The 24,286-nt window shown below is 62.7% G+C and carries 15 protein-coding genes; 6 read left to right on the forward strand and 9 right to left on the reverse strand.

What is annotated here, in order from left to right:
* The first annotated feature begins 17 nt into the window (after positions 1–17).
* The 3 genes from FGZ14_RS11330 (at position 18) to FGZ14_RS11340 (ending at position 7,836) form a co-directional block, all read left to right on the forward strand.
* Positions 18–2,063 carry a DUF3857 domain-containing protein gene (locus FGZ14_RS11330; RefSeq protein ID WP_139924335.1) on the forward strand — a complete coding sequence of 682 codons (2,046 nt, stop codon included), beginning with the start codon at positions 18–20 and terminating at the stop codon, positions 2,061–2,063.
* Entirely contained in the window at positions 2,063–4,027 is a 1,965-nt protein-coding gene (locus FGZ14_RS11335) for a DUF3857 domain-containing protein (RefSeq protein ID WP_139924337.1), read from the forward strand. The genes FGZ14_RS11330 and FGZ14_RS11335 overlap by 1 nt, the downstream gene beginning before the upstream one ends.
* A 239-nt stretch (positions 4,028–4,266) precedes the next feature.
* Entirely contained in the window at positions 4,267–7,836 is a 3,570-nt protein-coding gene (locus FGZ14_RS11340) for a reprolysin-like metallopeptidase (RefSeq protein WP_139924339.1), read from the forward strand.
* Positions 7,837–7,941: 105 nt separating this feature from the next.
* Here the strand turns inward: FGZ14_RS11340 and FGZ14_RS11345 are convergent, their stop codons facing one another.
* The 3 genes from FGZ14_RS11345 to FGZ14_RS11355 form a co-directional block, all read right to left on the reverse strand.
* Positions 7,942–10,056 (reverse strand): helix-hairpin-helix domain-containing protein, encoded by a 2,115-nt coding sequence (locus FGZ14_RS11345; protein ID WP_139924341.1) that lies wholly within the window; start codon positions 10,054–10,056, stop codon positions 7,942–7,944.
* On the reverse strand, positions 10,053–10,949 hold the full coding sequence (locus FGZ14_RS11350) for a hypothetical protein (protein ID WP_219601019.1): 897 nt from the start codon (positions 10,947–10,949) through the stop codon (positions 10,053–10,055). Before FGZ14_RS11350 ends, FGZ14_RS11345 begins: the two co-directional genes overlap by 4 nt.
* A 131-nt stretch (positions 10,950–11,080) precedes the next feature.
* Positions 11,081–13,372, reverse strand: coding sequence for a S46 family peptidase (locus FGZ14_RS11355; protein ID WP_139924344.1), 2,292 nt, complete (start codon positions 13,370–13,372; stop codon positions 11,081–11,083).
* A 122-nt stretch (positions 13,373–13,494) separates the two neighbouring features.
* Here FGZ14_RS11355 and yidD point away from each other — a divergent pair, with 122 nt between their 5' ends.
* From yidD to fbaA, 3 genes are all read left to right on the forward strand, one after another.
* Positions 13,495–13,716: a membrane protein insertion efficiency factor YidD gene (gene yidD, locus FGZ14_RS11360; RefSeq protein WP_139924346.1), complete on the forward strand. Its 222-nt coding sequence runs from the start codon at positions 13,495–13,497 to the stop codon at positions 13,714–13,716.
* Positions 13,717–14,039: 323 nt separating this feature from the next.
* Positions 14,040–14,936, forward strand: a complete 897-nt coding sequence (locus FGZ14_RS11365; RefSeq protein WP_139924348.1) for a hypothetical protein — start codon at positions 14,040–14,042, stop codon at positions 14,934–14,936.
* Positions 14,937–15,104: 168 nt separating this feature from the next.
* Positions 15,105–16,193 (forward strand): class II fructose-bisphosphate aldolase, encoded by a 1,089-nt coding sequence (gene fbaA / locus FGZ14_RS11370; protein ID WP_139924350.1) that lies wholly within the window; start codon positions 15,105–15,107, stop codon positions 16,191–16,193.
* 141 nt (positions 16,194–16,334) lie between these two features.
* Here the strand turns inward: fbaA and lgt are convergent, their stop codons facing one another.
* From lgt to fabF, 6 genes are all read right to left on the reverse strand, one after another.
* On the reverse strand, positions 16,335–17,330 hold the full coding sequence (gene lgt / locus FGZ14_RS11375) for a prolipoprotein diacylglyceryl transferase (RefSeq protein WP_139924352.1): 996 nt from the start codon (positions 17,328–17,330) through the stop codon (positions 16,335–16,337).
* Between the two features lie 70 nt (positions 17,331–17,400).
* The gene (locus FGZ14_RS11380; protein WP_139924353.1) at positions 17,401–18,696 is read right to left on the reverse strand and encodes a hypothetical protein; all 1,296 of its coding nucleotides are present in this window, start codon (positions 18,694–18,696) and stop codon (positions 17,401–17,403) included.
* 63 nt (positions 18,697–18,759) lie between these two features.
* Positions 18,760–19,944, reverse strand: coding sequence for an acyltransferase family protein (locus FGZ14_RS11385; protein ID WP_139924355.1), 1,185 nt, complete (start codon positions 19,942–19,944; stop codon positions 18,760–18,762).
* Between the two features lie 116 nt (positions 19,945–20,060).
* Positions 20,061–21,995, reverse strand: a complete 1,935-nt coding sequence (gene nadE / locus FGZ14_RS11390; protein ID WP_139924357.1) for an NAD(+) synthase — start codon at positions 21,993–21,995, stop codon at positions 20,061–20,063.
* A 148-nt stretch (positions 21,996–22,143) separates the two neighbouring features.
* Positions 22,144–22,893: a ribonuclease III gene (rnc, locus tag FGZ14_RS11395; protein WP_139924359.1), complete on the reverse strand. Its 750-nt coding sequence runs from the start codon at positions 22,891–22,893 to the stop codon at positions 22,144–22,146.
* Positions 22,893–24,146, reverse strand: coding sequence for a beta-ketoacyl-ACP synthase II (fabF, locus tag FGZ14_RS11400; RefSeq protein WP_139924361.1), 1,254 nt, complete (start codon positions 24,144–24,146; stop codon positions 22,893–22,895). The genes rnc and fabF overlap by 1 nt, the downstream gene beginning before the upstream one ends.
* Between the last annotated feature and the right edge of the window lie 140 nt (positions 24,147–24,286).

A 24,286-nucleotide genomic window follows, 5' to 3' on the forward strand; every position in this document is an offset into this window, starting at 1 on the left:
ATTCTACCCCTGTTGGTATGATGCAACCTTTACTCCGCCGACTGTTTCTGGCCGGCATCTGCAGCGTTGCGGCCGTGTCGCTGGCCCAGGCGCAGGCCGAGCCCATTAAGTTTGGCAAAATTGACGAGCGTGACCTGACCGGGCAAAACTTCGTGGCCGACAGCGCCGCTCCGGCCGTAGTGCTCTGCGACTTTGGCCGCTCCATCTTCGACTATAACGAAGGGCAGTTCCGGGTGATTTTTGAACGCGTGGCCCGCATCAAAATTCTCAAGAAAGCCGGCTACGAGTACGCTACCGTGAAAGTGCCCCTCTACCACCGCGGCACCACCGAGGAAAAGATGAGCGGCCTGCGCGGCTTCACCTACAATCTGGTGAACGGCCAGGTGGTGAAGGAAAAACTCAATTCTGAGTCCGTCTTCCGCGAGGTAAGCTCCCCTAATGTGAACATCCGCAAGTTCACGATGCCGAACGTGCGGGAAGGCTCCATCATTGAGTTCACCTACACCGTGGCCTCGGAGTTTACCTTCAACTTCCAGGACTGGTCGTTTCAGTCAGACATTCCGGTGCGCTGGAGCGAGTACCGCGCCGCCATTCCGGAGTACTTCGACTACAAAATGCTGATGCAGGGCTACGAGCCCCTGGAAGTGCAGGAGCGCAACGAAGGCGTGACCCAGTACTCCATCCGGTGGTCGTCGAGCATGGATGTGCGCACGGGCGAGCGGGAATCGGGGGGCTCCACGGTCGTGACCCCGCGCGTAACCAACTACCGCTGGGCCATGAAAAACGTGCCGGCCATGCGTGAGGAGCCCTACATGACCACCACCGACGACTACGTTTCAAAGATTGACTTCGAGCTGGCCGGCATCAAGTGGCCCGAGCAGCCCTACAAGCCAGTGGCCAACTCCTGGGACAAAATTGACCGGGAGCTGCTCAACGAGGACAACTTTGGCGCTCAATTCAGCCGCGGCGGCTTCCTGAAGGAGCAGGTGGCGGCCCTGGTGGCCAAGCATCCCGAGCCGGCCCAACGCGTTGCGGCCGTACATGACCTGGTGCGCAGCGCCGTGAAGTACAACGGCAACAACGGCCTGCTGTCCTCGGGTAACCTACGTCGCATCTACGACCAGAAATCCGGGTCGTCGGCCGACGTGAACCTGCTGTTGATTGCGGCCCTGCGCGAAGCCGGCCTGAAGGCCAACCCCGTGGTACTCAGTACCCGCAGCCACGGCCGCATGGAAACCAACGTGCCCCTGCTCAGCCGCTTTAACTACGTGCTTGCCCACGTAGCCCTGCCCGAAGGCAAGGAGATGCTAGTGGATGCCACCGAGGAAATGGCTCCCTGCGGCATGCTGCCCTACCGCTGCCTCAACGGGGTAGGCCGCCTGGTGATGAGCAAAACCGAAGAGTCGCGCTGGGTGGAGCTCAAGCCCGCCGACCGCCTGCTCACCTACCGCCAGATCAACCTGACCGTGGACGAGAAGGGCGGCATGAGCGGACAGGTGCACCAGGAGCACGGTGGCTACCTGGCCCTGAACCAGCGCGAAAAGCTGCGCAAGCTGGGCGAGAAAAAGTACGTGGAAGAAATGACGACTGGCCACGAAGGCTGGAGCATCCCGAAGTACACCTTCAAGGAGCGCGACATCTTCCATAAGCCCCTAACGCTGGAATACGACTTCGCGACTACTGGCAGCGACACGCCCGTGGGTACCATCTACCTGAACCCGCTGCGCTACTTCGGCACCGATAAGAACCCCTTCCTGCACGAAGACCGCCGTTTTCCCGTGGACTTCGGCACGGCCCTCGATGAAACCATCATGGTGAACATCAAGCTGCCGGCCGGCTACGAGCTGGAAGAAACTCCGAAAGGCCTGGCCGTGGAACTGCCGGAAGGTGGGGGCCGCTTTATCTACAACGTGCAGCCCGGCGCGGGCACCCTCCAGATTATTAGCCGCATGAGCCTGGTGCGGCCGGTGTACTCAGCCGAAGAGTATGCCTACCTGCGGGAGTTCTTTACCCACGTCATCACTAAGCAGGGCGAAAAGCTGGTCCTGAAGAAGAAAGCCTGATGCGCACGTTTCTGCTACCCCTGGCCGCCGGCTGCACCACGGCCCTGGCCCTGCTGCTCGGCGGCCCGGCCCATGCCGCCTACGGCCCCGCGCCTAAGTATGCGGTGGCTACCCTACCGGCCCCCCTGCGCGAAAACGCCCACGCCGTGGTGCGCCGCCACGAGGAAACCCTGACGGTAAAATCGGTGGGGCGCACGGTGGAAACGGTGCGCCGGGCGGTAACGGTGCTGGATGAGGCCGGGGCGCGCTGGGCTACGGAGTTGGTGTACTACAGCTCGCTGAACAGCATCAGCTACTTCCGGGGCAGTGTGTACGATGCCGACGGCCGCCTGCTGCGCCAGCTGCGCGCCGCCGACATCCACGACATCAGCCTCTCCGATGGCTTCAGCCTGGCTACCGACGCCCGGGGCCGCGTGGCCGACCTGAGTCAGCCTTCCTACCCCTACACCGTGGAGTTTGAGTACGAGGTGGTGTCGGATAACCCGCTGTTTTACTCTACCTGGCGCCCCCAGCCGGTGGAGCAGCTGAGCGTGGAGCAGGCCTCGTTTAAGGTGCTGATGCCCGCAGGCCTGAAACTGCGCTACCAGGAGCTGCGCCTACCCCCTGGCACCACCCAAGCCCCCCGTGCCCAGGGCAGCCAGGAGGTGTATGAGTGGCAGGTGCACGACCTGACTGCCCGCGAGGAAGAGCCCGATGCGCCCTCAGTGGCCGACGTGACGCCCACTGTGCTGACGGCCCCCACCGAGTTTGAGGTGGAAGGCCACGCCGGCCGCCTGAACTCCTGGGCCGACCTGAGCCGCTGGACCTACGAGCTGAACGCCGGCCGCGACGCTCTGCCCCCAGCCTTGCAGGCCCGTATAGCCACCCTGGTGCAGGGCGAAACCGACGAACGGGCCCGCATCCGGAAGGTGTATGAGTTTCTGCAGGCCAACACCCGCTACGTATCCATTCAGTTGGGCCTCGGGGGCTGGCAGACGTTTCCGGCGGCCTCGGTAGCGGCCAACGGCTACGGCGACTGCAAGGCCCTGACCAACTACTGCAAAGCCTTGCTGGGCGCGGCGGGCATCACGGCGCACGCCGCCCTGGTGCGCGCCGGCTCCGACGAGCAGGACATCCGCACGGAATTCCCCAGCTCCCAGTTCAACCATGTGGTGCTGTGCGTGCCCCTGGCCAAAAGCGCCCGTCCCGATACCGTGTGGCTGGAATGCACCAGCCAGAGCAACCCGTTCGGGTACATGGGGGGCTTTACGGGCAACCGCCACGCCCTGCTGCTGCTGCCCGAGGGCGGCCGGTTGGTAGCCACGCCCCGCTACGGAGCCCCGGAGAACCGGCGCGAGCGGCGGGCCGAGGTGTACCTCGATGCCCAGGGCAACGCCACGGCCACCCTGCGCACGCTGCGCACCGGCCTGGAGTATGATGCCGTATCGGAGCTGCCGAACCTGGACCCGGCCGAGCAGAAAAAGCACATCAGCAACCGGCTGCCCCTGGCCAACTTCACGCTGACTAAAGTGGCTTTTCGGCCTACCCCGCCCGGCGCGGCCATCCCCGGCCTGACGGAAAATCTGGCCCTGACCCTGCCCGCCCTGGCCCCGCCCAGCGGCCGGCGCGTGTTTCTGACGCCCAACCTGCTCAGCCGCTGGTCGGCACCGGCGGGCACTGTGGGCGAGCGGCAGACGGACTTGTGGCTGGACCATGCTCTCACCCACACCGATACCGTGCGCCTGCACCTGCCCGCCAGCCTGCGGCCCGAGCAGCTGCCGGCCCCGGTGCAGCTTAGCACTCCGTTCGGTACCTACTCCAGCCAGCTCCAGACCCTGCCCGACGGTACCATTCAGTACATCCGGCATCTGCAGTTGCCCCGCACCCGCTTCGCCCGCACCGAGTACCCGGCCTACCTGGAGTTCCGCCGCAAAATCAGCGCCGCCGACAAGGCCCAGCTGGTGCTGCTGAAAACGGATGCCTAGCGAAACCCGCCGCCTTGCTTTCTGAAAACGCCTGCCTTGTTACGGGGCAGGCGTTTTTTATATCGGCCAACAGCTCTGTGGCGGGGCGCTGACCTGAACCCACAGGCCGGTGCAGCGGGTACAGGGCAGCGGGCCGAAGTTTGAATTATGTCTTCTGGCGGCCAAGGGCTCCGGCTGCAAAACGCCTACATTAGAGCGTTGGAATTCTTTCCCGCTGCATTCCCTCCTACCCCCTCGTTATGCCCGATACCTCTACCCTGCGCCCGGGGCCGTGGGTTTGCCTGAAAAGGGCAGCTCTAACGACTGTTCTGGCCGCCTTCAGCACTGCGGCCGTAGCGCAGCAGGTGCTGTGGGCCGATGCTCCCAAGCTGCCCACCGCGGCAGCCCGGAAATCGGCGCAGCCGCTGACGTACTTCCGGTCCGTTACGTTCCGGCTGCCGGCGCTGCGGAGTGCCTTGCGCAGCGCGCCCGCAGCGCGGGGCATCAGCGCGGCCGGCTCGGCTACGGTGGTGTCGCTGCCCCTGCCCGATGGCACTTCTCAGCGGTTTCGGGTGGCCCAGATGCCGGTGATGGCGCCCGCACTGGCGGCCCGCTACCCCGATATTCAGACCTACACGGCCCAGGGCATCGACGACCCCACGGCTACCGCCCGCCTCGACGTGAGCCCCTCTGGGTTTCATGCCCTGATTCTGGCCGCCGACAAAACCGTGTACATCGACCCGGCTGAGCGCGGCACCGACACCCACCTGGTTTTTGACCGGCGGGCCATGAACCGGGCCGCGTTTCCTTTTGTGTGTGCTACCGCTTCAGCCGAGGAAGTAGCGCCGGCCGCCCTCAGCCAAGCCGCCCGCGCCGCCGTGCCCAACGGTACTACCCTGCGCACCTACCGCCTGGCCCTGGCCTGCACCGGCGAGTATGCCGCCTTTCACGGGGGCACCAAAGCCGGGGCCCTGGCGGCCATGGTTACTTCGCTCAGCCGCGTGAATGGCATTTATGAAAAGGAGCTGGCCGTGCGGATGCTGTTGGTGGAGAATACTGACCGGCTGATCTTTCTGGATGCGGCCAAGGACCCGTATTCCAATGACAACGGCGAGGCCATGCTGGAGGAAAACCAGTACGCCGCCGACTCCCTGATCGGGCCCAGCAATTACGATATCGGGCACGTATTCAGCACCGGCGGTGGGGGCATTGCCCTGAAAGCGTCGGTGTGCCAGCCGGAAAAGGCCATGGGTGTCACCGGTTCCTCGGCGCCCCGGACCGATGCATTTGACGTGGACTACGTAGCCCACGAAATGGGCCACCAATTCGGGGCCGACCATACTTTTAACAGCACCACTGAGTTCTGTAGCGACAACCGGGTGACGGCCTCAGCCTTCGAGCCCGGCTCGGGCTCCACCATCATGGCCTACGCCGGCATCTGCGGCGCCGACAACCTGCAGCCCAACTCCGACGCCTATTTCCACTCGCGCAGCTTCGACCAGATTGTGGCCCATATTACCGGCCGCGGCAACTGCTCCGTGAACACTCCCTCCGGCAACAACCCGCCCCAGGTGGACGCAGGTGCCAACTACGCCATTCCTGTCCGGACGCCCTTCGTGCTGACGGGCTCGGCCACCGATGGCAACCGAGACGCCCTGACCTATGCCTGGGAGCAGTACAACCTGGGCCCCGAGGGCAGCCCAAACGCGCCCGTTGCCGATGCGCCGATTTTTCGTTCGTTCCGGCCCACTGCCAGTCCCTCCCGCACGTTTCCGCGCCTGACGGATATTATCAACAACACCCAGACCATTGGGGAGCTGCTGCCGACTTATGGGCGGCGGCTGATCTTCCGGCTGGTGGCCCGCGACAACCGCTCCGTGGGCGGGGGCGTGAACTACGACTCCATGCACGTGGTAGTGGTGCCTACGGCGGGCCCGTTTGTGGTGCGGGCACCCAATACGGCTACCTCCTGGCTGGCGGGCGCGCAGCAGCAGGTTATCTGGGATGTGGCCAACACCACCCAGCCGCCCATCAACGCCACGGCCGTTAATATTCTACTTTCCACCGATGGGGGCCAGACCTACCCCACGGTGCTGCTGGCTAACACGCCCAATGATGGTTTTGAAAACGTAACCCTGCCTGCCGGTACCAGCAGCAGTGCCGTGCGGGTGCGGGTGCAGGCCAGCAACGGCATCTTCTTCGATATTTCCGACCAGAACCTGACCCTAACGGCTCCTACTGGCCCTACCTTTTTTCTGCAGAGCAGCTCTGCCGCCGCGTTGTCGTTTTGCCCGGGTAGCACCGGCACCCTGCCGCTTAGTGTGGGCCAGTTGCTGGGCTTTACCGGGGAGGTAGCCTTATCAGCCACCAACGTACCGGCGGGGGTTACTATCAGCTATGGAGCACCTACCCTGGCGGCGGGCGGCAGCACTACGGCCACCATTGCCACGGCTTCCACGGCGGCGGCCGGCACCTACACCATCCGCCTGACGGGCACGAGCGGGGGCGTCACGCGGGCCCTAGATTTGCTGCTGACCCTGCAGGCCTCGGCTACGCAGGCCGCTACCCTGACCGCCCCGGCCGCCAATGAGCTGACGACTCTGCGGCCGCGCTTTACCTGGTCCGCCGTGCCCAACGCCACCGCCTACGAGGTGCAGGTAGCCACCGACGCGGCTTTTACCAACCTGGTCATCAACCAGGTGGGCCTCACGGGTACCAGCTTCACAACGCCTCTGCTGCAGCCCGGCACGAATTATTTTCTGCGCGTGCGCGGCCTCAGCAACTGCACTGCGGCCCCATATTCGGCTACCCGCCCTTTCCAGACGGGCACGCATACCTTGCGCACCCTCACGGCTACCCAGGTTCCGCGTACCATTGGCTTAAGCGCCGGGTCCACTATCACCTCTACCATTAGCATCAGCAACACGGAGCAGATTTCGGATGTGCGCGTGCGCGACCTGACCCTGACCCATCCGGAGGTCAGTGAGCTGGAAATCACCCTGACCAACCCGGCCGGCAGCCGGGCCGTGCTGCTGGCCCAGGCTTGCCCCGGTACGGCCAACCTCAACCTAAGCTTTGCCGACGATGCGGCGACTCTTACCTGTCCTATTCCGGCGGGCATCAGTGTACGGCCGGCTACCTCGCTCGGGGAGCTGCTCAACACGTCGGCGTTTGGCCGCTGGACGCTAACTATCCGGGATGCCAGAGCGGGTAATGCCGGTACTCTCACCGGCTGGAAGCTGGACGTATATACCCTCAACGAGCCCCCGGCGGCCCCTTCCAACCTGAGCGTACAGGCCCCGGTTGCGGCCAACAACATCGTTAGCCTGAACCTGCAGTGGTCAGATAACTCGGGCAATGAAACCGGCTTCGAGATTGAGCGGGCCCAGCTGAACACCACGGCCTTCAGTCGCATTGCCACCGTAGGGGCCAACATCACGGACTACACCGACCAGCTACGCACCAACGGCACGTTCTGCTACCGGGTGCGGGCTATTAACGGCAACGGCGCCTCGGGCTACTCCAATGAAGGCTGCCAGACGGTTTCCACTATCACAGCCACCACTAGTCCACTTTTACTGCCGGGTATCGAAGTGTACCCCAACCCCAGCCCGGCCCTGTTCACGGTGAAGGTGGATAACGCACACCGCGGCCCGATTACCCTGCGCCTGACTGATGGCCTGGGCCGCAGCCTTTTCACCCAGACACTGCCCAAAACCGCCGCTGCCTTCCAGTACCCTCTTGATCTGCGCAGTCTGGCCCCGGGTGTGTACCTGCTGCACCTGGACATGGCCGACGGCTCGGCCGTGGTGCGCCTGCTGAAGCAGTAGCCCTCCCAGCCAGCTGATTTACTCAGCAGAAAGGCCGCTTCCCGTTCAGGAAGCGGCCTTTTCTATAGTGCGGCGGGGCCCGATGATGGCAATTTGCTGCCCTACCTAAAACCGGTAGCGCAGCTGGGCCTTTACCTCGGAGCGGGTGGGGCCCTCAATCTCCTCCAGGCCGGAGCCGATGGACTCCTGGTGCCGGTAATGGGTAGTGGCGTAGCGTGCCCATAAAGTCAGGTGGCGGTTGAAGTCGTATTGGGCCAGCAGGTAGGCCCGCGTGCCCTGCCCCGCAAGCGCCGGCACCGAAAAAGCGTACAGTACATCCTGCTCGAATACGTACTGACGGGTGTCGTAGTCATCGGTATCGAAGAGAGCGTAGCGGGCCGAAAGGCGCAGGCGGCGCAGGGGCTGCACAGTTACATCCTGGGCCAGCACGTAGCCGTGGCGGACGGGGCTGCCGGCGGCCTGCTCCTGGTAGCGGGTGCCCTGCACGCGGGTACGCAGGCTGAGCGCGGGGGTAGGGCTGGCATCGTAGAACACCAGCACGCTCCGGCGCTGGGTGGGCACGGGCAGCGGCACGGGGCGCAGGGTATCAGCATCGTAGGCCTTGGTGCGCTGGCGCAGCTGAGCGTAAAGCAGGCTGGTTTTCGTGGGGCTGAAGGTGAGGCGCACCAGCCAGTCGTGGCCGGCACTGGGGGCACCCACCTGGTAGCGCAGCCACGGAAACCGGAACCGGTCATAGTACGCCGAAACCTCCCAGCGGGGCGCGGGCCGCACCTTCAGGCCCAGGTACAGGCCGTTTTCGTTGATGTTGCGGGTGTTTTCACTGAGGGCATTGCCGTAGAGAGTATGGAAGTCCCGGTCGTAGCGGCGGTAGAGCACGGCCGCATCCACGGAGGGCGCCAGGCTGGCCAGCAGCCCGTTCACGGTACCCAGGCCACCACCGCTGCTCCGCGCCATTTCGCCGAAGAGCAGCAGATTGCGCCACACGTAGCTGTAATGCGCGCCCACGGCCAGGTTGCGGCGGCCGCGCAGCTCAAAAGCATTGTACGGCTCGTCGCGACGCTGCAAGGGCTTATCGAACTGGGTATTTACGGCGGTGAGGCCCACCTGCAGGTCGCCGCTGCGGCTGCTGTACCCCAGGTTGCCGCCCAGCACGGTTTCGCCCAGGGCCCGGCGGCCGGCCAGCTCCGTGGGGGTGCGGTGAAAACCCGTCAGGAGCAGCCCCGAGGAAAACTCGCTGAAATCGGCCAACGAATCCTGAGCCTGCCGCACGGAAGCATCAATACGCTTGCGCGAGGCAAAGGCCGTAGCCCGCACCGTGGAGCTGAGGGCCACGGTGGCGGCTGCCCCACGGAAAAACGTGTTTTCCAGCACCGAAGAGTAGGGCCGCACCCCCAGGGAGCTGCGGCGCAGGGTGGTGATGGTTTCGGCTCCCTTCCCCACCGACAACCCCGAGGACAGAAGCAGCCCTTGCCCGAACTGCAGCTGGTAGTCGCCGAGGGCCAGGGTTTTCAGCCTACCCCGCTCCTGCACCACAAAGTGGGCCGAGTAGAAATCGGCGCCGTAGCGGCGGGTAGCAGGGTCCCAGCGGAACTGCTCGCCCGCATCCTTTTCGGCTGTAAAGCCCAAACTGAAATCTTTGCTATGACTCACGCGGTAGCGCAACAGCAGTTTGTTGGGCGAACCGAGGTAGCGCGTGGCCGGGGCGCCGGTGCGGGTGGTATCGGGTGGGGCATAGCCGGGGCGGTTCTGCAGCACCCGCTCGTAGCGCAGAAATAAGGCGTTGTTTTCCTCGTGGGCTATCCGCTGCCAGAGTGGCCCCCGGCTGGCGTTGGGGCTGGGGGTAGCAGCCGTAACAAAGGGCGCGGCCCGGTAAATGGTGCGCAAATCGAAGCCCTCAACGGTTTGCAGCTCATACAAGCTCAGCAGCGCCCCGTTCCGTTGCCGGTGCTCTAGCAGGCGAGTTATCTGGGTTTCGGAAAGCAGCAGCAGGCCGCGCAGCTCCTCGCGGGTGGCGGTGTTGAGGTTGAGCGGGGTCTGGTAATACTGCAGCAGGGTTTCGTAGAGGTCCTCGTAGGGCACCTGGTCGCTCTGGATTTCAGCAAATAGCTCCTGGGTCAGCCGGTCGAGGTCGGGCACGGCGGGGCGGGGGTACTCCTGGGCCTCGGCGGACAGCGCCGCCAGCAGCGCCGCCCCTACCCCCACAACAAACCGCAACCTCATGGCTGTTTGGCTACCCGGTGCCAGGCCACGCTTACCTGCTGACTAAGGCCCAGGGCCTCGTGCCAACCGGCGGCGTAGTCAATCTGAAACTGCCCGGCCCGAAACCCAGCCCCACCCGTCAGCTGACCGGTAAGCGAGGACAGCCCGGCCCGCAAGGCCAGCACTGGCAGGGGCTGGTATTCCAAAGCGGCCTTAAAGTCGGCGTCCTGCTCCACATCTTTTTCGGTTTCGGCCAGCAGCAGCACCTTTTCCGAGGGGCGCCACGCCAGCCCGGCCCGCAGCACGGTAGGCACCCGCTCGTCCTGGTAGCGGGCCAGCCGGGCCTGGGTCAGGTTGTAGAGGGTAGCCCCGAAAGTGAGCTTGCGCGGAATGATATCGGCCTGGCCGCCCAGGGACGCTACTACTACCCGCCGGCTGCCCAGGGCCTCCAGACTGGTTTGCAGCATTTCCACCCGGGCCCCGAGTTGCACTGTACCCAGACGGTAGCCGTAGCCCAGCCCTACCCGCTGCTCGGAGTATAGCCGGCCGCCAAACCGTTGGGCCGTGATGCCTAACACCCCGTAGCGCGGGGCATCGGCGGCTACGGCGGCAGGAACACCCGTTACCGGGGCGGCGGGCAGCTGGTAGCCCAGGGGCACAGCCGCCACTACGGATACGGTATTAAGCGAGGGGAGCAGGTAGCGGTTTTCGGCCCCTACCCCAACCCTGATTTCCCGGAGGCTGCCCAGGGCTGCCGCGTTGTTAGCACCAGCCCACCCATCGTCGGCCAGTACGGCGCTTATTTGCCCGAGGCCGGCGCTGCGGGCGCCCCATAAACCCGGCCCGTTGCCCTGGCTGCGGGCCTCCTGAAATACAGCCATAAGCATAGCTACACTGAGGTAGAATTTTAGCATATATCGAATAATAATAGCCTTGACAGCTGGAAGATAGTCAGGCTTCCTGAACCACACAAACACCCAGGGGTAAGGCATAAAAAAGCCCCGGCACCAAGGGCACCGGGGCTTTCCAGGGGTGGGCCTGCGCCTTACAGCGTGGCCGCGTCTTTCTTGCCCTTGATTTTGGTTTTACCGCCGTTTTCGGTTTTCACCTTCATCTTTTCCACGTCGCTCATTTCCAGGCTGGAGGCGGAAGCGGCGGGGCCTACGCCGGGGTTGGGGCCCTTGTTAACGATGGTCATTTCATCGACGAGGTGCTTGGCGCCGCCCAGCTTTTCCACGCACCAGAGCACGTAGCGAATATCAGCGTTGATGCAGCGCTTCAGCTCGGGGTCGTAGGCCAGGTCGCCGGTCATGGCTTCCCAGTTGCCATCGAAGGCCAGCCCGATCAGCTCGCCACGGCCGTTGATTACGGGCGAACCGGAGTTGCCGCCGGTAATGTCGTTGTCGGTGATGAAGGCCACGGGCAGGTTGCCCTGCTTATCGGCGAAGCGGCCATAATCCTTCATTTTCAGCAGTTCCAGCTCTTTCTGGGGCACTACAAACTCGGGGTTGGTGGGGTCTTCTTTCTCCAGAATGCCCTGGGCCGTGGTTTTGTAGTCGTAAGCCACAGCGTCGCGGCCGCGGTAAGGGCGCACCGTGCCGTAGCTCAGGCGAATGGTGGAGTTAGCATCGGGCGAGTACACCTTCTGGCTGTTCTTTTCGCGCAGGGCGGCCACGTAGAGGCGGTTGGCCCGGCCCAGCCCGGCCTGCAGACCCTGCAGCTTGGGCACGATGTTCTGCACGTAGTTCTGGTACACCGACTGGTAGGTTTTGTAGCCGGGGTCGGCTTCCAGCTTGGCGAGGGTGGGCGCGGCCAGGAAGGCGTTGAGCTTGGCTTCCGAGGTCAGGAACGAAGTACCGAACACGTAGTCGGCGTACTTCGGCAGGGAGCCGCCGTACTGCTTCTGCACCGTCTGAAACACATCGGGCAGCTGGTTTTGGGGCACGTCCTGCTGGTAAAGGGCCATCAGGGCCGCAAACACCTTTTTGTCGGTGGGGGCGCTGTAGTCTTTGAAATGGTCGGCTACGGGCTCTTTCAGGTCGGCTACGGCTTTGTCAATAGCGGCTTTGTCGGCGGCTTTCAGGGCCGTAGCCAGGGGCATCAGGCGGGCGGCCATGGTCACGATTTCGGTGCCGAAGGCGGCCTCGTTCACGTACTGGGTGCTCAGGTTGTACTCCCGGATGCCGGCGTAGGCCTGGTTAATTGTGGCCAAGGCCTCGCCGTACTGCTGCTGGCGGGCCGGGTCCTGGGCTATCCACTGGGCCAGGGCGGCCTCCTCGACCTGCTTGGCATCTACGGTTTTCAGGCGCTTCATGCCCTCATTCTGTCCAATGAAATACTTCCAGTAGTTGGCGATGCTGGCGTACTTGGAGGCGTATTTCAGGCGCAGGGCAGGGTCCTGGTCCATGTCTTCCTTCCAGAGCTTCAGGCGCGTATCGCGCAGCTTGATGCGGGCGGGGTTGGTCTGGTCGAGGGTCAGCTGCAGGCCGGCGGCGGGCAGGAAGCGCTGGGTGCGGCCGGGAAAGCCGAATACCATGGCAAAGTCGCCTTCACTTACACCCTGCAGGCTTACGGGCAGGTGTTTTTTGGGTACGTAGGGTACGTTGCCGGGCTGGGGGGTAGCGGTGGGCTGGTTGTTTTTGTCGGCGTACACCCGGAACATGGAGAAGTCGCCGGTGTGGCGGGGCCACATCCAGTTGTCGGTGTCGCCCCCGAACTTACCCACGGCTTCGGGCGGCGCGCCTACCAGGCGCACGTCGCCGAAGCGCTGGTAAATGAAGAGGTAGTACTCGTTGCCCCCGAACATGTCGCGCACGTAGGCCACGTACTTGCCATTTTCCTTGGCGTTGTCGGCCAGCTCACGCTGGCGCTTCTGCACGGTGGCGGTGCGCTCCTGCTCGGGCGTAGTGGCCGAAATGCCTTCCAGCACTTTGCCCGTCACGTCTTCCATGCGCACCAGAATATCCACGTACAGGCCGGGGTTCTGCTTTTCTTCCTGGCGGGTAGCGGCGAAAAAGCCGTTTTGCAGGATGTTGTTCTGCGGAGTGCTGTGGCTCTGGATGGCATCGTAGCCGCAGTGGTGGTTGGTCAGCAGCAGGCCCTGGCTGCTCACGAACTCGCCGGTACAAAAGCCCCCCAGCTGCACCACGGCATCTTTCAGGGAAGCATTATTCACGTCGTAGATTTCTTCGGCCGTCAGCTTGAGGCCTTTCTTCTGCATGTCGGCCTGGTTGAGCCGCTTCACGAACAGCGGCAGCCACATTCCCTCATCGGCATGGGCCGCAAGGGGTAGCAGCAGCGTCAGCAGCAGGGCTTTGGCCCAGTGGGTGGTGCGCATACGGGGGTGGTTTTAATGAACTATACTCAATGCACGAAGGTACAACTCCGGTTGTTCTGATGGTGCGGCCCCAGCGGAGGAATGCGGCGCCGCACCCGTTTTCCCCGACCTTTGCCGCCATCATGTCGTACCTGTTTCGCCAGCTGCTGCTGGGTTTGCTCTGGGTGTACCGCCACCTGATTTCGCCGCTCACGCCGGCCAGCTGCCGCTATACCCCTACCTGCTCGGCCTACGCCGTGGAGGCCGTAACCAAATACGGCCCCTGGCGCGGCGGCAAGCTGGCTCTGCGCCGCATCAGCCGCTGCCATCCCTGGGGCGGCCACGGCCACGACCCAGTGCCGTAACGGCTGTGAAATGGTAAGTGAATGAGGGAAGTGTCATGGCGAAGGCACCGAAGCCATCCTTCCTGACCAACGCCCTACCCCCTAAAACGTGACAAGCCCTTGACGACTGTACTAGCGTCAAGGGCTTGGCTGTTTAGCAGGCTACTCACAGAAGAGAGGATGGATGGCGGCGCGCTGCTCGCCAGGGCACTCCACTCACTCACTCTCTCACTTACTCATGCATCATTTTACCACCTCCCTATTTCACCGCACGTATAAGGCTTGGTACTGCTGCGGTGGCCTTTGGCTACGGCAGCTTTTTTTCAGCTCCACCCTACCCTTGTATGCGCACGTTATTCTTTACCGCCGCCCTGGCGGGCTTGCTGCTCAGCAGCTGTTCCGAAGCACAAACCCAGGAAGCCCGCGCTCAGCCGCAGCAGGAAAAATCATCGGGGAAGTCCGGGAAGAAAAAAGGCAAGAAAAACAAAGGGCCCGCCGACATTGCCAACCTCACCCAGGTAGGCAAGATGAACGGCGTACCGGAAAGCTCCGGTCTGGCTCTCACTGGCGAGGCCGGCACCTTCTTCACCCACGGCGACGAGGGCGCCCGCCCTATCCTGTTTAAGGTGGATGCCACTGGCCGTACCCTGGCCGAGCTGGAAGTGCCCGTGCAGGGCGACGACTGGGAAAGCATCACCCGCGACACCCGGGGTAACCTCTACATCGGCGACGTGGGCAACAACAACAACAACCGCCGCGACCTGGTGATTTACCGTTTGAACCCGCAGAACATCCAGCAGGTGCAGGAAATCAAGCTAAAATATCCTGATCAGCAGGACTTCCCGCCGGCCAAGCAAGACCAGAACTTCGACTGTGAGGCTACCCTCTGGCACGGCGGCAACGTGTACCTGTTCACCAAAGACCGGGGCCAGGGCCAGACCAGCAAGGTGTATTCCGTGCCCGACCAGCCCGGCTCCTATACCGCCCGCCTCGTAACCAAGCTCGCCATTCCGGGTGAGGTAACCGATGCGGCCCTCAGTCCCGATGGGCGCCGCCTGGTACTGCTGGCCCGACAGGAAATGTTTGTGCTGGAAGGTGGCAGCTTCGAGGAGGCGCTGAAAGCTACCCCTCTTCAGATTTCGCTAAAAGGCGCCGGCCAGACGGAAGGCGCCGTGTTCACCGATAATAACACCCTCTACATCAGCTCTGAGCAGGGCAGCCTGTATAAATACACGTTCTGACACCAGTTGTCGGAAGGCACACAGGCCGCCCCAGCTCCAACCCACGGGCAGCGAATTTTCGCCAGCGCCGAGGTTATACTGGGTAGGCCCTGTTCTTTTCCTTAAGTTTGGCCTACGATTCCGAAACCCGGCGCGGCCTTTTCCAACCACGCCATTACTCCCCAGCAAATGGCTGAACAAACCACTCTCACCGGCCTGCGGGCCGGCGTGCTGCACGGCGACGAAGTGCAGCAGCTCTTCGAACACGCCAAAGCTAACGGCTACGCCCTGCCCGCCGTGAACGTAACGGGTACCGATACGGTAAACGCCGTGCTGGAAGCCGCCCGCGACCTGAACTCGCCGGTAATTATTCAGTTCTCGAACGGGGGAGCCCAGTTCTTCGCCGGCAAGGGTCTGCCCAACGATAAGCAGCAGGCCAGCATTGCCGGCGGCATCTCGGGTGCCCAGCACGTACACCTGATGGCCCAGGCCTACGGTGTGCCCGTGATTCTCCACACCGACCACGCCGCCAAAAAGCTGCTGCCCTGGATTGACGGGCTGCTGGAGGCCGGTGAAAAGCACTTCGCTCAGCACGGCCAGCCCCTGTACTCCTCCCACATGCTCGACCTCTCGGAAGAGCCCATTGAGGAGAACATCGAAATCTGCAAGGAGTACCTGAAGCGCATGTCTAAAATGGGCATGACCCTGGAAATTGAGCTGGGCGTAACCGGCGGCGAGGAAGACGGCGTGGACAACTCCGACGTGGATTCCAGCAAGCTCTACACCCAGCCTTCGGAGGTAGCCTACGCCTACGAGGAGCTCAGCAAAATCAGCCCGCGCTTTACCATTGCTGCCGCGTTCGGCAACGTGCACGGGGTGTATAAGCCCGGCAACGTGAAGCTGCAGCCCGTTATCCTGAAGAACTCCCAGGACTTCGTGAAGGAGAAGTACAGCTTGGAGGCGGAGCGCCCCATTAACTTCGTATTCCACGGGGGCTCGGGTTCGTCGCAGGAGGAAATCCGCGAGGCCATCAGCTACGGGGCCATCAAGATGAACATTGACACCGACCTGCAGTGGGCGTTCTGGGATGGTATCCGGGGCTACTACCAGAAAAACGAAGGCTTCCTGCAAAGCCAGATCGGCAACCCCACCGGCGAGGACTCGCCCAACAAGAAGTACTACGACCCGCGCGTGTGGCTGCGCAAGGGCGAGGAGAGCTTCATTGCCCGCCTGAAGTCAGCCTTCGAAGACCTCAACGCCACCAACCGCCGCTACTAGCCGCCGTCGGATTCCGGCACAAAAAAGCCCCGCGCTCAGTTGAGCGCGGGGCTTTTTATTTCATGAGCCAAGCGAAAAACTTAGGCTACCTACCCCCCTTGGGCGACCTAAACCTCCCGGCTGGCTCTAAATGAAAGAGAGTTATTTGCGGCTGGCGGCCGCCTCCAGGGCAGCCTGCTCTTCCAGGTCGCGGGGGGCATAGCCGTAGGGATTCTGCGGGTCTTTGCCCGCGCGCCATACCACCCAGAGGCCCACAAAAATCAGCGGGACGCTCAGCCACTGGCCCATGTTCAGGCTCATATTCTGCTCAAACGCTACCTGATCTTCCTTGAGGAACTCAATTAGGAAGCGGAAGGAGAACAGCAGCACCACAAACAGCCCGAATAACTGCCCGCGCGGGGTACGCTCCTTGGTGCGGTTCCACATGCTGTACAGAAGCACAAACAGGAACACGCAGAACAACGATTCGTAAATCTGGGTGGGGTGGCGGGGCACTGCCACTTCCGTATTCGCTGCTACCGCACCAGTCACGGGTTGGGTTTCTACCTTGATAGAGCCGTCAGCCTCACGGAAGCGCTGCACAGCTACTGAGCCGGCCGGCACGGGCTGGTCGGGGCGGGGCTGCTGCAGGTGCTCCAAGTCGCGCGGGAACACAAAGGCCCAGGGCACATTCGTCGGGTGGCCCACAATTTCCGAGTTCATCAGGTTGCCCAAGCGAATCAGAGCGCCACCTACGGCCACTACCAGCACAATCCGGTCGAGGGTCCAGAGCCAGTCGAACTTGTTGTTGCGGCTGAACAGCCACACGGCGAAGATGATACCGATAGTAGCTCCATGCGAGGCCAGCCCACCCTGCCAGATCTTAAAGATATCCAGCAGGTTGTCTTTGTACTGGTCCCAGTCGTAGAAAAATACGTGACCCAGGCGGGCACCCACTACCGTGCCCAGCAGCATGTAGATGGTAATGACATCAACCCAGCGCGGCGACACTTTCTCGGAGCGGTAGATGTGCGAGAGAATGAAGGTACCCACCACAAAGCCCGACATAAACAACAGGCCGTACCAGCGCAGGGTCAGCGGGCCGATTTCCGCCAGGATGGGGTTGGGGCTCCAGAGAATGGCGCTCAGAAAGCTCATAAGAAGAAGAAAAGATAGTAGGAGCCCGAAAGTACGGAAAGCGACGGGTACTCGCGTGCTTGGCCGGGGCTTAGCCGAGCAACAGCTGGCGGTAGGCCGGCCAGTCCCACTCGTGCGTACCGTAGAAACACCCGTCATAACGCACCGATACGCGCATATTGTACGCCAGCGCCAACACCAGCAAGGCCCCGGCGCTCCAGCGCAGCCACTGCGGGCGTTGCCATAGGTAGGCCACGGCCGCCGCCAAAGGCCAAGCCAACACCGGGTACAGCTCCACGAAGCCCCGGCCCGCGTAGCTGCAGCCCAGCCCGTAGTCCCACCAGGCCGCGTAGAAGTAAGAGGCGCCCGCCCACAGGCCCAGGGCCAGCCCGGCGCGCCGCCCCGACGTACGGGCCAGCAGCAGGCAGCCCGGCAGCACCAACAACAGCACCGGATTGTAGAGGAAGCTGCCGTTGCGGGGGGCCAGCCACAGCGCAGCTAGTTTAGGCGACAGCGCGTTCGGAAAGCCTTCCTGCCCGTAGCTGTACATCAGCCAACTGCCGCGCAGGTAGTGGTAGTAGGCCAGCTGGGGCAGCCACAGCACTACCCCCGCCAGCAGCAGCAACCCCAGCACCCGCCCCTGCAGCAGTCCGCGTACCTGGGCCGGCCACGCCACACCCTCCCGCACGGGCCAGAGCAGCAGAGGTAGGGCAAATACCATATTCAGGGGCCGCAGCACCGAAATAAGGGCCACGGTGGCCGCAATGGCCACCACATGACCCCACGCCGCCCCCCGCTCATACCAGGCCGGTCCGGTACGCCGGGTAAGCAGGTAAAGCAGCAAGGCAAAAGCGCAAAACGAAAACACATGCGACATGCCCGTTTCCCGGATGCCATAATACCAGAGGTTGGTGCCCACCACCAGCAGGGTCACGCTCAGGCCCGTTATCAGCCCCGAGAAGTAGCGCCGCAGGGTGGCCGTTAGGAGCCAGAGCCCCAGCACAAAATAGGTAGCCGCAGCCACATCAATAGCTTTGTGCTCGGCTTTGGAGAAACCTGATTTATCGGCGGTAAAGGCGTGGGCCACGGCCCAGAACGGGGCTTCCAGCAGGGCTACCCCGTAGGAATATTTGGTTTCCACTTTGCCGGTGGTCCGCTGGAGCCGGAACCCGTTGCCGGTGGCCGTATCCAGCGAATCGGGGAAGGCGCGGGCATCGAAGTCGTAAACAAAGGCCGCCGGCAGGTACACGTAGTACCCGGCCTTATCAGCCCAGATTTCGCTGTGGTAAGTAAAGGGCCGGGCCTTGGAGTGCCGGTTCAGGGCCAGGAAAATCAGGAGGCCATACAGCAGCCCCCACAGCAGGTAGTTCAGATATCCGGTTCTCATTGCGGCACTAAAGGTACACGTCCGGTCACTGCCTACCCCCTCCCGGGTACCGAAAGCCAGGTATTAAGCCGTGAAGAAGAGGCGCCTCCGGTAAAGCACTGACAGAATCAAGACCCACAGCAGCGTGTACACCACGGCCCAGCCCAGGGAAGCATGGTAGGCATCCGTGAACAGGGGCCGCCAGTGGGCGTAAAGCCAGTCGCGGGCGTAAAAGACCGATCCATCGGGATGGTGGAAGCGGAAGCGGGTCAGGAAGCGGTCCAAGGCTTCGGGCACAAAGAACACCAGCAGGGCATTGCTGCCGCAGGCAACCAGGGGCCAGGTCCAGGCTCCCCGCCAGCCCTGCACGTCGCAGAGGAAATACAGGGCTGCCAGAACCAAGCCCGCCAGGCCACCGGCGTACAGCACGTAGGAGCTGGTCCAGAGGGGCTTGTTGATAGGAAACCACCCGTTCCAGATCAGGCCCAGCACCACCAGCCCAGCACTCACCACAAACAGCCACGCGGCTTTCGTGCTGCCATCCAGGGTAGGGCGGCGCAGCCACTGGCCCGCCAGCAGCCCCAGAATACCCGTACCCACGGACGGAATCAGACCCAGCACCGACTCCGGGTCCCAGCCTTCCTGGTCGTGGTTGAGGTGGTGCCGACTGAACAGCAGCCGGTCGAGCCAGGCGCCCAGGTTGGTGGCGGGCTCCAGGTTGGCCGGTCCAATCCCCGGCACGGGCACTAGCTGCAGCAGCGCGGCGTAGAGCACCAGCAGCCCCACGGCCAGCCACACCTGCTGCCGCCAAGTGGTTTTCAGGTACAGCACGGCACACACGCCGTACACTAGCCCCAGCCGCTGCAATACCCCCGGAATGCGAAAGGAGGTAAAGTAAAAGTTCGGAATCAGCCCGATCAGCAGACCCAGCACTACCAGCACCGCTACGCGCCGGGCCACGCGGCCCAGGGCCGGGCGGTGCCGGGCGCCATCGGGCCGCACCGCCGCCAGCCCATACACCACCGAAACGCCCATAATCCCCACAAAGGAGGGAAATACCAGGTCGGCGAGGTGAAAGCCGTGCCACTCGGCGTGTATCAGAGGGGAGTAATAGTAGGGCCACTCGCCGCAGTTGTTGACCAGCAGCATCAGCACAATGGCCAGCCCCCGAAACACATCCAGCGACACCAGCCGGCTACTAGGTTGGCTGGGGCCCAGGGCAGCCTCTTTTACTTCTGTGGCTTCACTTACTTGATAGGGAGCGGACATATCATTTGATAAACAAAAACGGAACCCACGTATTGGAGCGGCCCTTGGTAGCCCCAAAATACGCAGGTTCCGCTTCCGCTCCGGAAAATTTATAGCTTCCGCCCGGTGCCCGGTGCTTACAGCTGGCTCAGCTCCTCGGTAAAGCCGCCGCTCAGGATGGGGAAGCGCAGCCAGGAGCGCGGGTCCACGTTGTAGTCGTCGAGGTGGAAGGCCGGGGCGAACCGCTCACGCTTCCACTGGTTGCGGCTCCAGAGGCTGTAAAAGCGCTTCACGTAGGTTTTGAGCTGCTCGGCGTCTATATCGGGCTGCTCTTCGGCCAGCGTGGCCAGCACCTGCTGCGGGCTGAGGCGGTTGTAGAAGGCCAGGCGCTCTATACGGTTAAGCAGGGGGTAGGGCATCAGGTCCCGCTCGTCGGTTTGCTTGTCCTCCAGGGGGCGCAGCTCGGCCGTAGGCTGCAGGTTGTTCACGTGGCGCAGAGCGGGGTAGTTCAGCTCGGTTTCGGCCCAGCGCAGCCACTCTTTCACAAAGGCCTTGTCCACGCCGCCAATGGGCGAGATGGAGCCGGCCGTGTCGCCATCCATGGTGCAGTAGCCCACACTGGCCTCCGAGCGGTTGGAGGTCGTCATGAGCAGGCAGTTCTGCACGTTGGCCAGCAGCCAAATACTGGGGGCGCGCACCCGGGCCTGAATGTTTTGCAGGGCCAGGTCGTCGGTCTTCCAGCTTAACTCCCGGCCAAGGGCGTGCTCAATCTTGCCCACGTAACCGGTTACTTCCTCGTCAATGGTCCAGTTGTAAAACACGGCCCCAATGGAATCGGCCAGCTCTTTGGCCGAGTTGAAGGTATCGTCGGAAGAATTGACAGTACCCTGGTAAGCACACGTGAGCAGGCGGCGCGTCAGCTCTTTGTTGATGTCGGCTTGCTGTTGGCTGGGCTGGGTATGGGAGGCATCTTTAGGGCCTTGCAGGCTCTGATCGGAGGTAGGCGCGGCCGGACCGGCCAGGCGCTCAATTTCCTCGGCAGTGAAGCAGCCCGCACGGCGCATGAACTCAGCCGTACCTATTTCGGCCGTACCCAACCGCACCAGCTCCGCCACGGCCACGGCGCACATCACCGAGTCGGCCCCGCCCGACAGACTGAGCACGAAGCCCCGGCTCCGGGCCTTGCGCATGTAGTCGAACAGGCCCAGGCTCAGGGCCTGGTTTAGTTCGCGGTACTCATCGGGGGTAGGCAGGGGCTGAATCTCGTCGGCGCGCACCTGCTCAGTGGTGAAATCCACGTCCACGCACTCCATATCTACTTCCTTGAAGCTCATGAGCTGGTTGCGCATCAGCAGATGACCGTTGCGGGCCACCAGGATTTCGCCGTCGTAGATGATGCGGCCGGCTTCGTTGCCCAGCAGGTTGGCGTAGAGGTAGGTGCAGTTGAAGTTACGCGAGGCGTTCAGCACCAGCTTGTAGCGCAGGTCCGTCTTGCTCATGGCAAAATGGCTGGCCGAAGGGTTCACAATCAGATCAACCCGGCCAGTGAGCCGTGCTGCGGGCCGCACGTCGTCAGGTCGCCACGCATCCTCACAGATTTCAAACCCGAACTTCACGCCCTTGTGCTCGAAGATCATATCACCCAGGGGCCACTCCTCCCCTTCCCACTGCACGGTAGTGGTTTTGCCGGCCGGCCAGGGCGTAAAGAAGCGCGGCTCGTAGTGTACGCCATCGTAGGCCATGAACTGCTTGGCCGCGAAGCCCAGAATCTGCCCGTCGCGCAGCACAGCGGCCGTATTGTAGGTGCTGTTATTCAGGCGCACGGGCAGGCCCACTGCCACGCAGATGCCTTCGGTCCAGGGCCGGATCTGCTGCAGGTGCGCCAGCGCCGCCGCGGGCATCCAGTCGCTCAGAAACAGGTCTTCGCAGCCGTAGCCGGTCAGGCAGAGTTCAGGCAGGCAAAGCAGCTCTACTCCGGCCGCCTTGGCCTGGTCAATAGCTTCGCGGATGGTCCGCAGGTTATGGGTCCAGTCAATGGGTATCTGGTTGAGGGCGGCGCCGGCTATTCGCATAGGTCAGAAAGGAAGTTCGTTTCACAAATCAACTCCATTTCTCCGGTTCAGGTTGCCCTCAGAAAACATGGCGTCCTCTGCGGGCTACATCGTGGGTACGATTTCAGCCCGCAGAGGACGCCATGTTTTCTCGGAGGCCACAGTGTTCTTACACCCCCAGCACTTCTAAGGCCCGTTCAGCAGCCAATTGCTCAGCTTGCTTTTTAGAAAGCCCCATGCCGGTAGCCACAGGGTTTTCGTCCAGCAGCACGGTAGCGGAAAACTCCATCACGCCGCCGGGCCGAGCTTCGCCGGTGAGGTCGTAGCGCAGATTTTTGCCGCTGCGCTGGGCCCACTCAATAAGCTTGCTTTTGAAGTTGGTGGTCGTCTGGGTCATGGCCTTCACGTCCACGTAGGGCTTGATCAGGCGGCCAAGCACAAACTTGCGGGCGGTTTTGTAGCCTTGGTCGAGGTACACAGCTCCCACCAGGGCCTCCAGGGCATTGCCGTTCACGGAGCGCGAACGAGCCGCGCGGCCCTGGCCGGCATCCAGTTGCACCAGCTTATCCAGCCCAATTTTAAGGGCGATGCCGTTGAGGCTTTCCCGGTTTACAATGCGGCTGCGCATCTCGGTCAGGAAGCCTTCCTGCTCATACGGGAACTTGCGGAACAGATACTCGGCCACCACCGTGCCCAGCACGGCGTCTCCCAGAAACTCCAGCCGCTCATTGCTTTGGTGACGGGCCTGCTCGCCCTGCTGGCGCACTACCGAGGAGTGCGTGAAGGCCAGCTGGTAAAGCCGCACGTTATCGGGGGTGTGGCCCGTGAGCGTGGCAATGGCCTGCCGAAAGGCCCGGTCACGACCCAGCAGTCGGCGGAAAAAGCCAAACAGCGGCAGGGGCTGACCGGGCCTGGGCATTAGTCGCGGAGTTTACGGAAGATGACGGACGTATTGTGGCCGCCAAATCCGAAGGTGTTACTCATAGCCACGTTTACCTCGCGGGTCTGGGCCTGATTGAACGTGAAGTTCAGCTTGGGGTCCAGCTCCGGGTCGTCGGTGAAGTGGTTGATGGTGGGGGGCACCACGTTGTGCTGCATGGCCAGAATGCAGGCCACCGCTTCAATAGCGCCGGCCCCGCCCAGCAGGTGGCCCGTCATGCTCTTGGTAGAGCTGATGTTCAGGTTGTAAGCGTGCTCGCCAAACACCTTCTGAATGGCCTTCACCTCGGCCCCGTCGCCCAGCGGAGTGCTGGTGCCGTGGGTATTGATGTAGTCCACCTCGGCGGGCGAAATACCAGCGTCGCGCAGGGCATTTTGCATTACCAGCACCACGCCGTTACCCTCAGGGTCCGGAGCCGTAATGTGGTAGGCATCCGCCGACATACCGCCGCCAATCAACTCGGCGTAAATTTTGGCGCCGCGGGCTTTGGCGTGCTCGTACTCTTCCAGCACCAGCGAAGCGGCACCTTCACCCAGCACAAAACCGTCGCGTTCCTTGTCGTAGGGGCGTGAGGCCTGCTCCGGCGCGTCGTTCCGCTCGCTCATAGCCTTCAGGGCATTGAAGCCGCCTACCCCCGATTCGGTGATAGCCGCCTCCGAGCCGCCCGTTACCACTACATCGGCCATGTTCAGGCGGATGTAGTTGAAAGCCGAGATGATGGAGTCAGAAGATGAGGCGCAGGCCGACGTAGTAACGAAATTGGGCCCGCGAAACTTGTGGCGGATGGAGATGTTGCCCGAGGCACTGTCGGCAATCATCTTCGGGATAAAGAAGGGGTTGAAACGGGGCGTACCGTCGCCGTTGGCGAAGTTGATACACTCGGCCTGCAGGGAGGTGAGCCCCCCGATACCGGAGCCCCAGATAACGCCTACCCGGTCTTTGTCAACGCCTTCCTCGTCCAGCTTGGCATCCTTGATGGCCTCGTCGGCGGCAATCAGGGCAAACTGGGTGAAGATGTCCATTTTCCGGCCTTCCTTGGTGGGAAAGTAGTTATCCGGATTGTAGTTCTTCACTTCGCAGGCGAAGCGGGTCTTGAACTTGCTGGCATCGAATCGGGTGATGGGGGCGGCCCCACTCACACCGGCTTGCAGGCCCTCCCAATAGGCGGGGGCAGTGTTACCTAGCGGGGTAATGGCACCCAGGCCGGTCACGACAACTCTCCGAAGAGACATAGGCTGGCTCAGAGAAGCGAAAGAAAGGAATCAGTAGAAAAGCAAAACGGCCGGCGGCAGGCCGGCCGGTAAGCACTTGCAGGTGGCAGGAAGTGAGTAGCTGGTAGTACGTATGCCTACATAAGGCCTAGCCCAGTCCA

Origin of the sequence: Hymenobacter sp. DG01, from assembly GCF_006352025.1 — a bacterium.
Classification (GTDB): domain Bacteria; phylum Bacteroidota; class Bacteroidia; order Cytophagales; family Hymenobacteraceae; genus Hymenobacter.

Coding starts and splice junctions, on each gene's coding strand:
- fabF (WP_139924361.1), bottom strand. CDS start 24,146: ATGTCTCTTCGGAGAGTTGTCGTGACCGGCCTGGGTGCCATTACCCCG.
- nadE (WP_139924357.1), bottom strand. CDS start 21,995: ATGCGAATAGCCGGCGCCGCCCTCAACCAGATACCCATTGACTGGACC.
- yidD (WP_139924346.1), top strand. CDS start 13,495: ATGTCGTACCTGTTTCGCCAGCTGCTGCTGGGTTTGCTCTGGGTGTAC.
- FGZ14_RS11385 (WP_139924355.1), bottom strand. CDS start 19,944: ATGTCCGCTCCCTATCAAGTAAGTGAAGCCACAGAAGTAAAAGAGGCT.
- FGZ14_RS11335 (WP_139924337.1), top strand. CDS start 2,063: ATGCGCACGTTTCTGCTACCCCTGGCCGCCGGCTGCACCACGGCCCTG.
- fbaA (WP_139924350.1), top strand. CDS start 15,105: ATGGCTGAACAAACCACTCTCACCGGCCTGCGGGCCGGCGTGCTGCAC.
- FGZ14_RS11340 (WP_139924339.1), top strand. CDS start 4,267: ATGCCCGATACCTCTACCCTGCGCCCGGGGCCGTGGGTTTGCCTGAAA.
- FGZ14_RS11365 (WP_139924348.1), top strand. CDS start 14,040: ATGCGCACGTTATTCTTTACCGCCGCCCTGGCGGGCTTGCTGCTCAGC.
- FGZ14_RS11355 (WP_139924344.1), bottom strand. CDS start 13,372: ATGCGCACCACCCACTGGGCCAAAGCCCTGCTGCTGACGCTGCTGCTA.
- FGZ14_RS11345 (WP_139924341.1), bottom strand. CDS start 10,056: ATGAGGTTGCGGTTTGTTGTGGGGGTAGGGGCGGCGCTGCTGGCGGCG.
- FGZ14_RS11350 (WP_219601019.1), bottom strand. CDS start 10,949: ATGCTAAAATTCTACCTCAGTGTAGCTATGCTTATGGCTGTATTTCAG.
- FGZ14_RS11330 (WP_139924335.1), top strand. CDS start 18: ATGATGCAACCTTTACTCCGCCGACTGTTTCTGGCCGGCATCTGCAGC.
- FGZ14_RS11380 (WP_139924353.1), bottom strand. CDS start 18,696: ATGAGAACCGGATATCTGAACTACCTGCTGTGGGGGCTGCTGTATGGC.
- rnc (WP_139924359.1), bottom strand. CDS start 22,893: ATGCCCAGGCCCGGTCAGCCCCTGCCGCTGTTTGGCTTTTTCCGCCGA.
- lgt (WP_139924352.1), bottom strand. CDS start 17,330: ATGAGCTTTCTGAGCGCCATTCTCTGGAGCCCCAACCCCATCCTGGCG.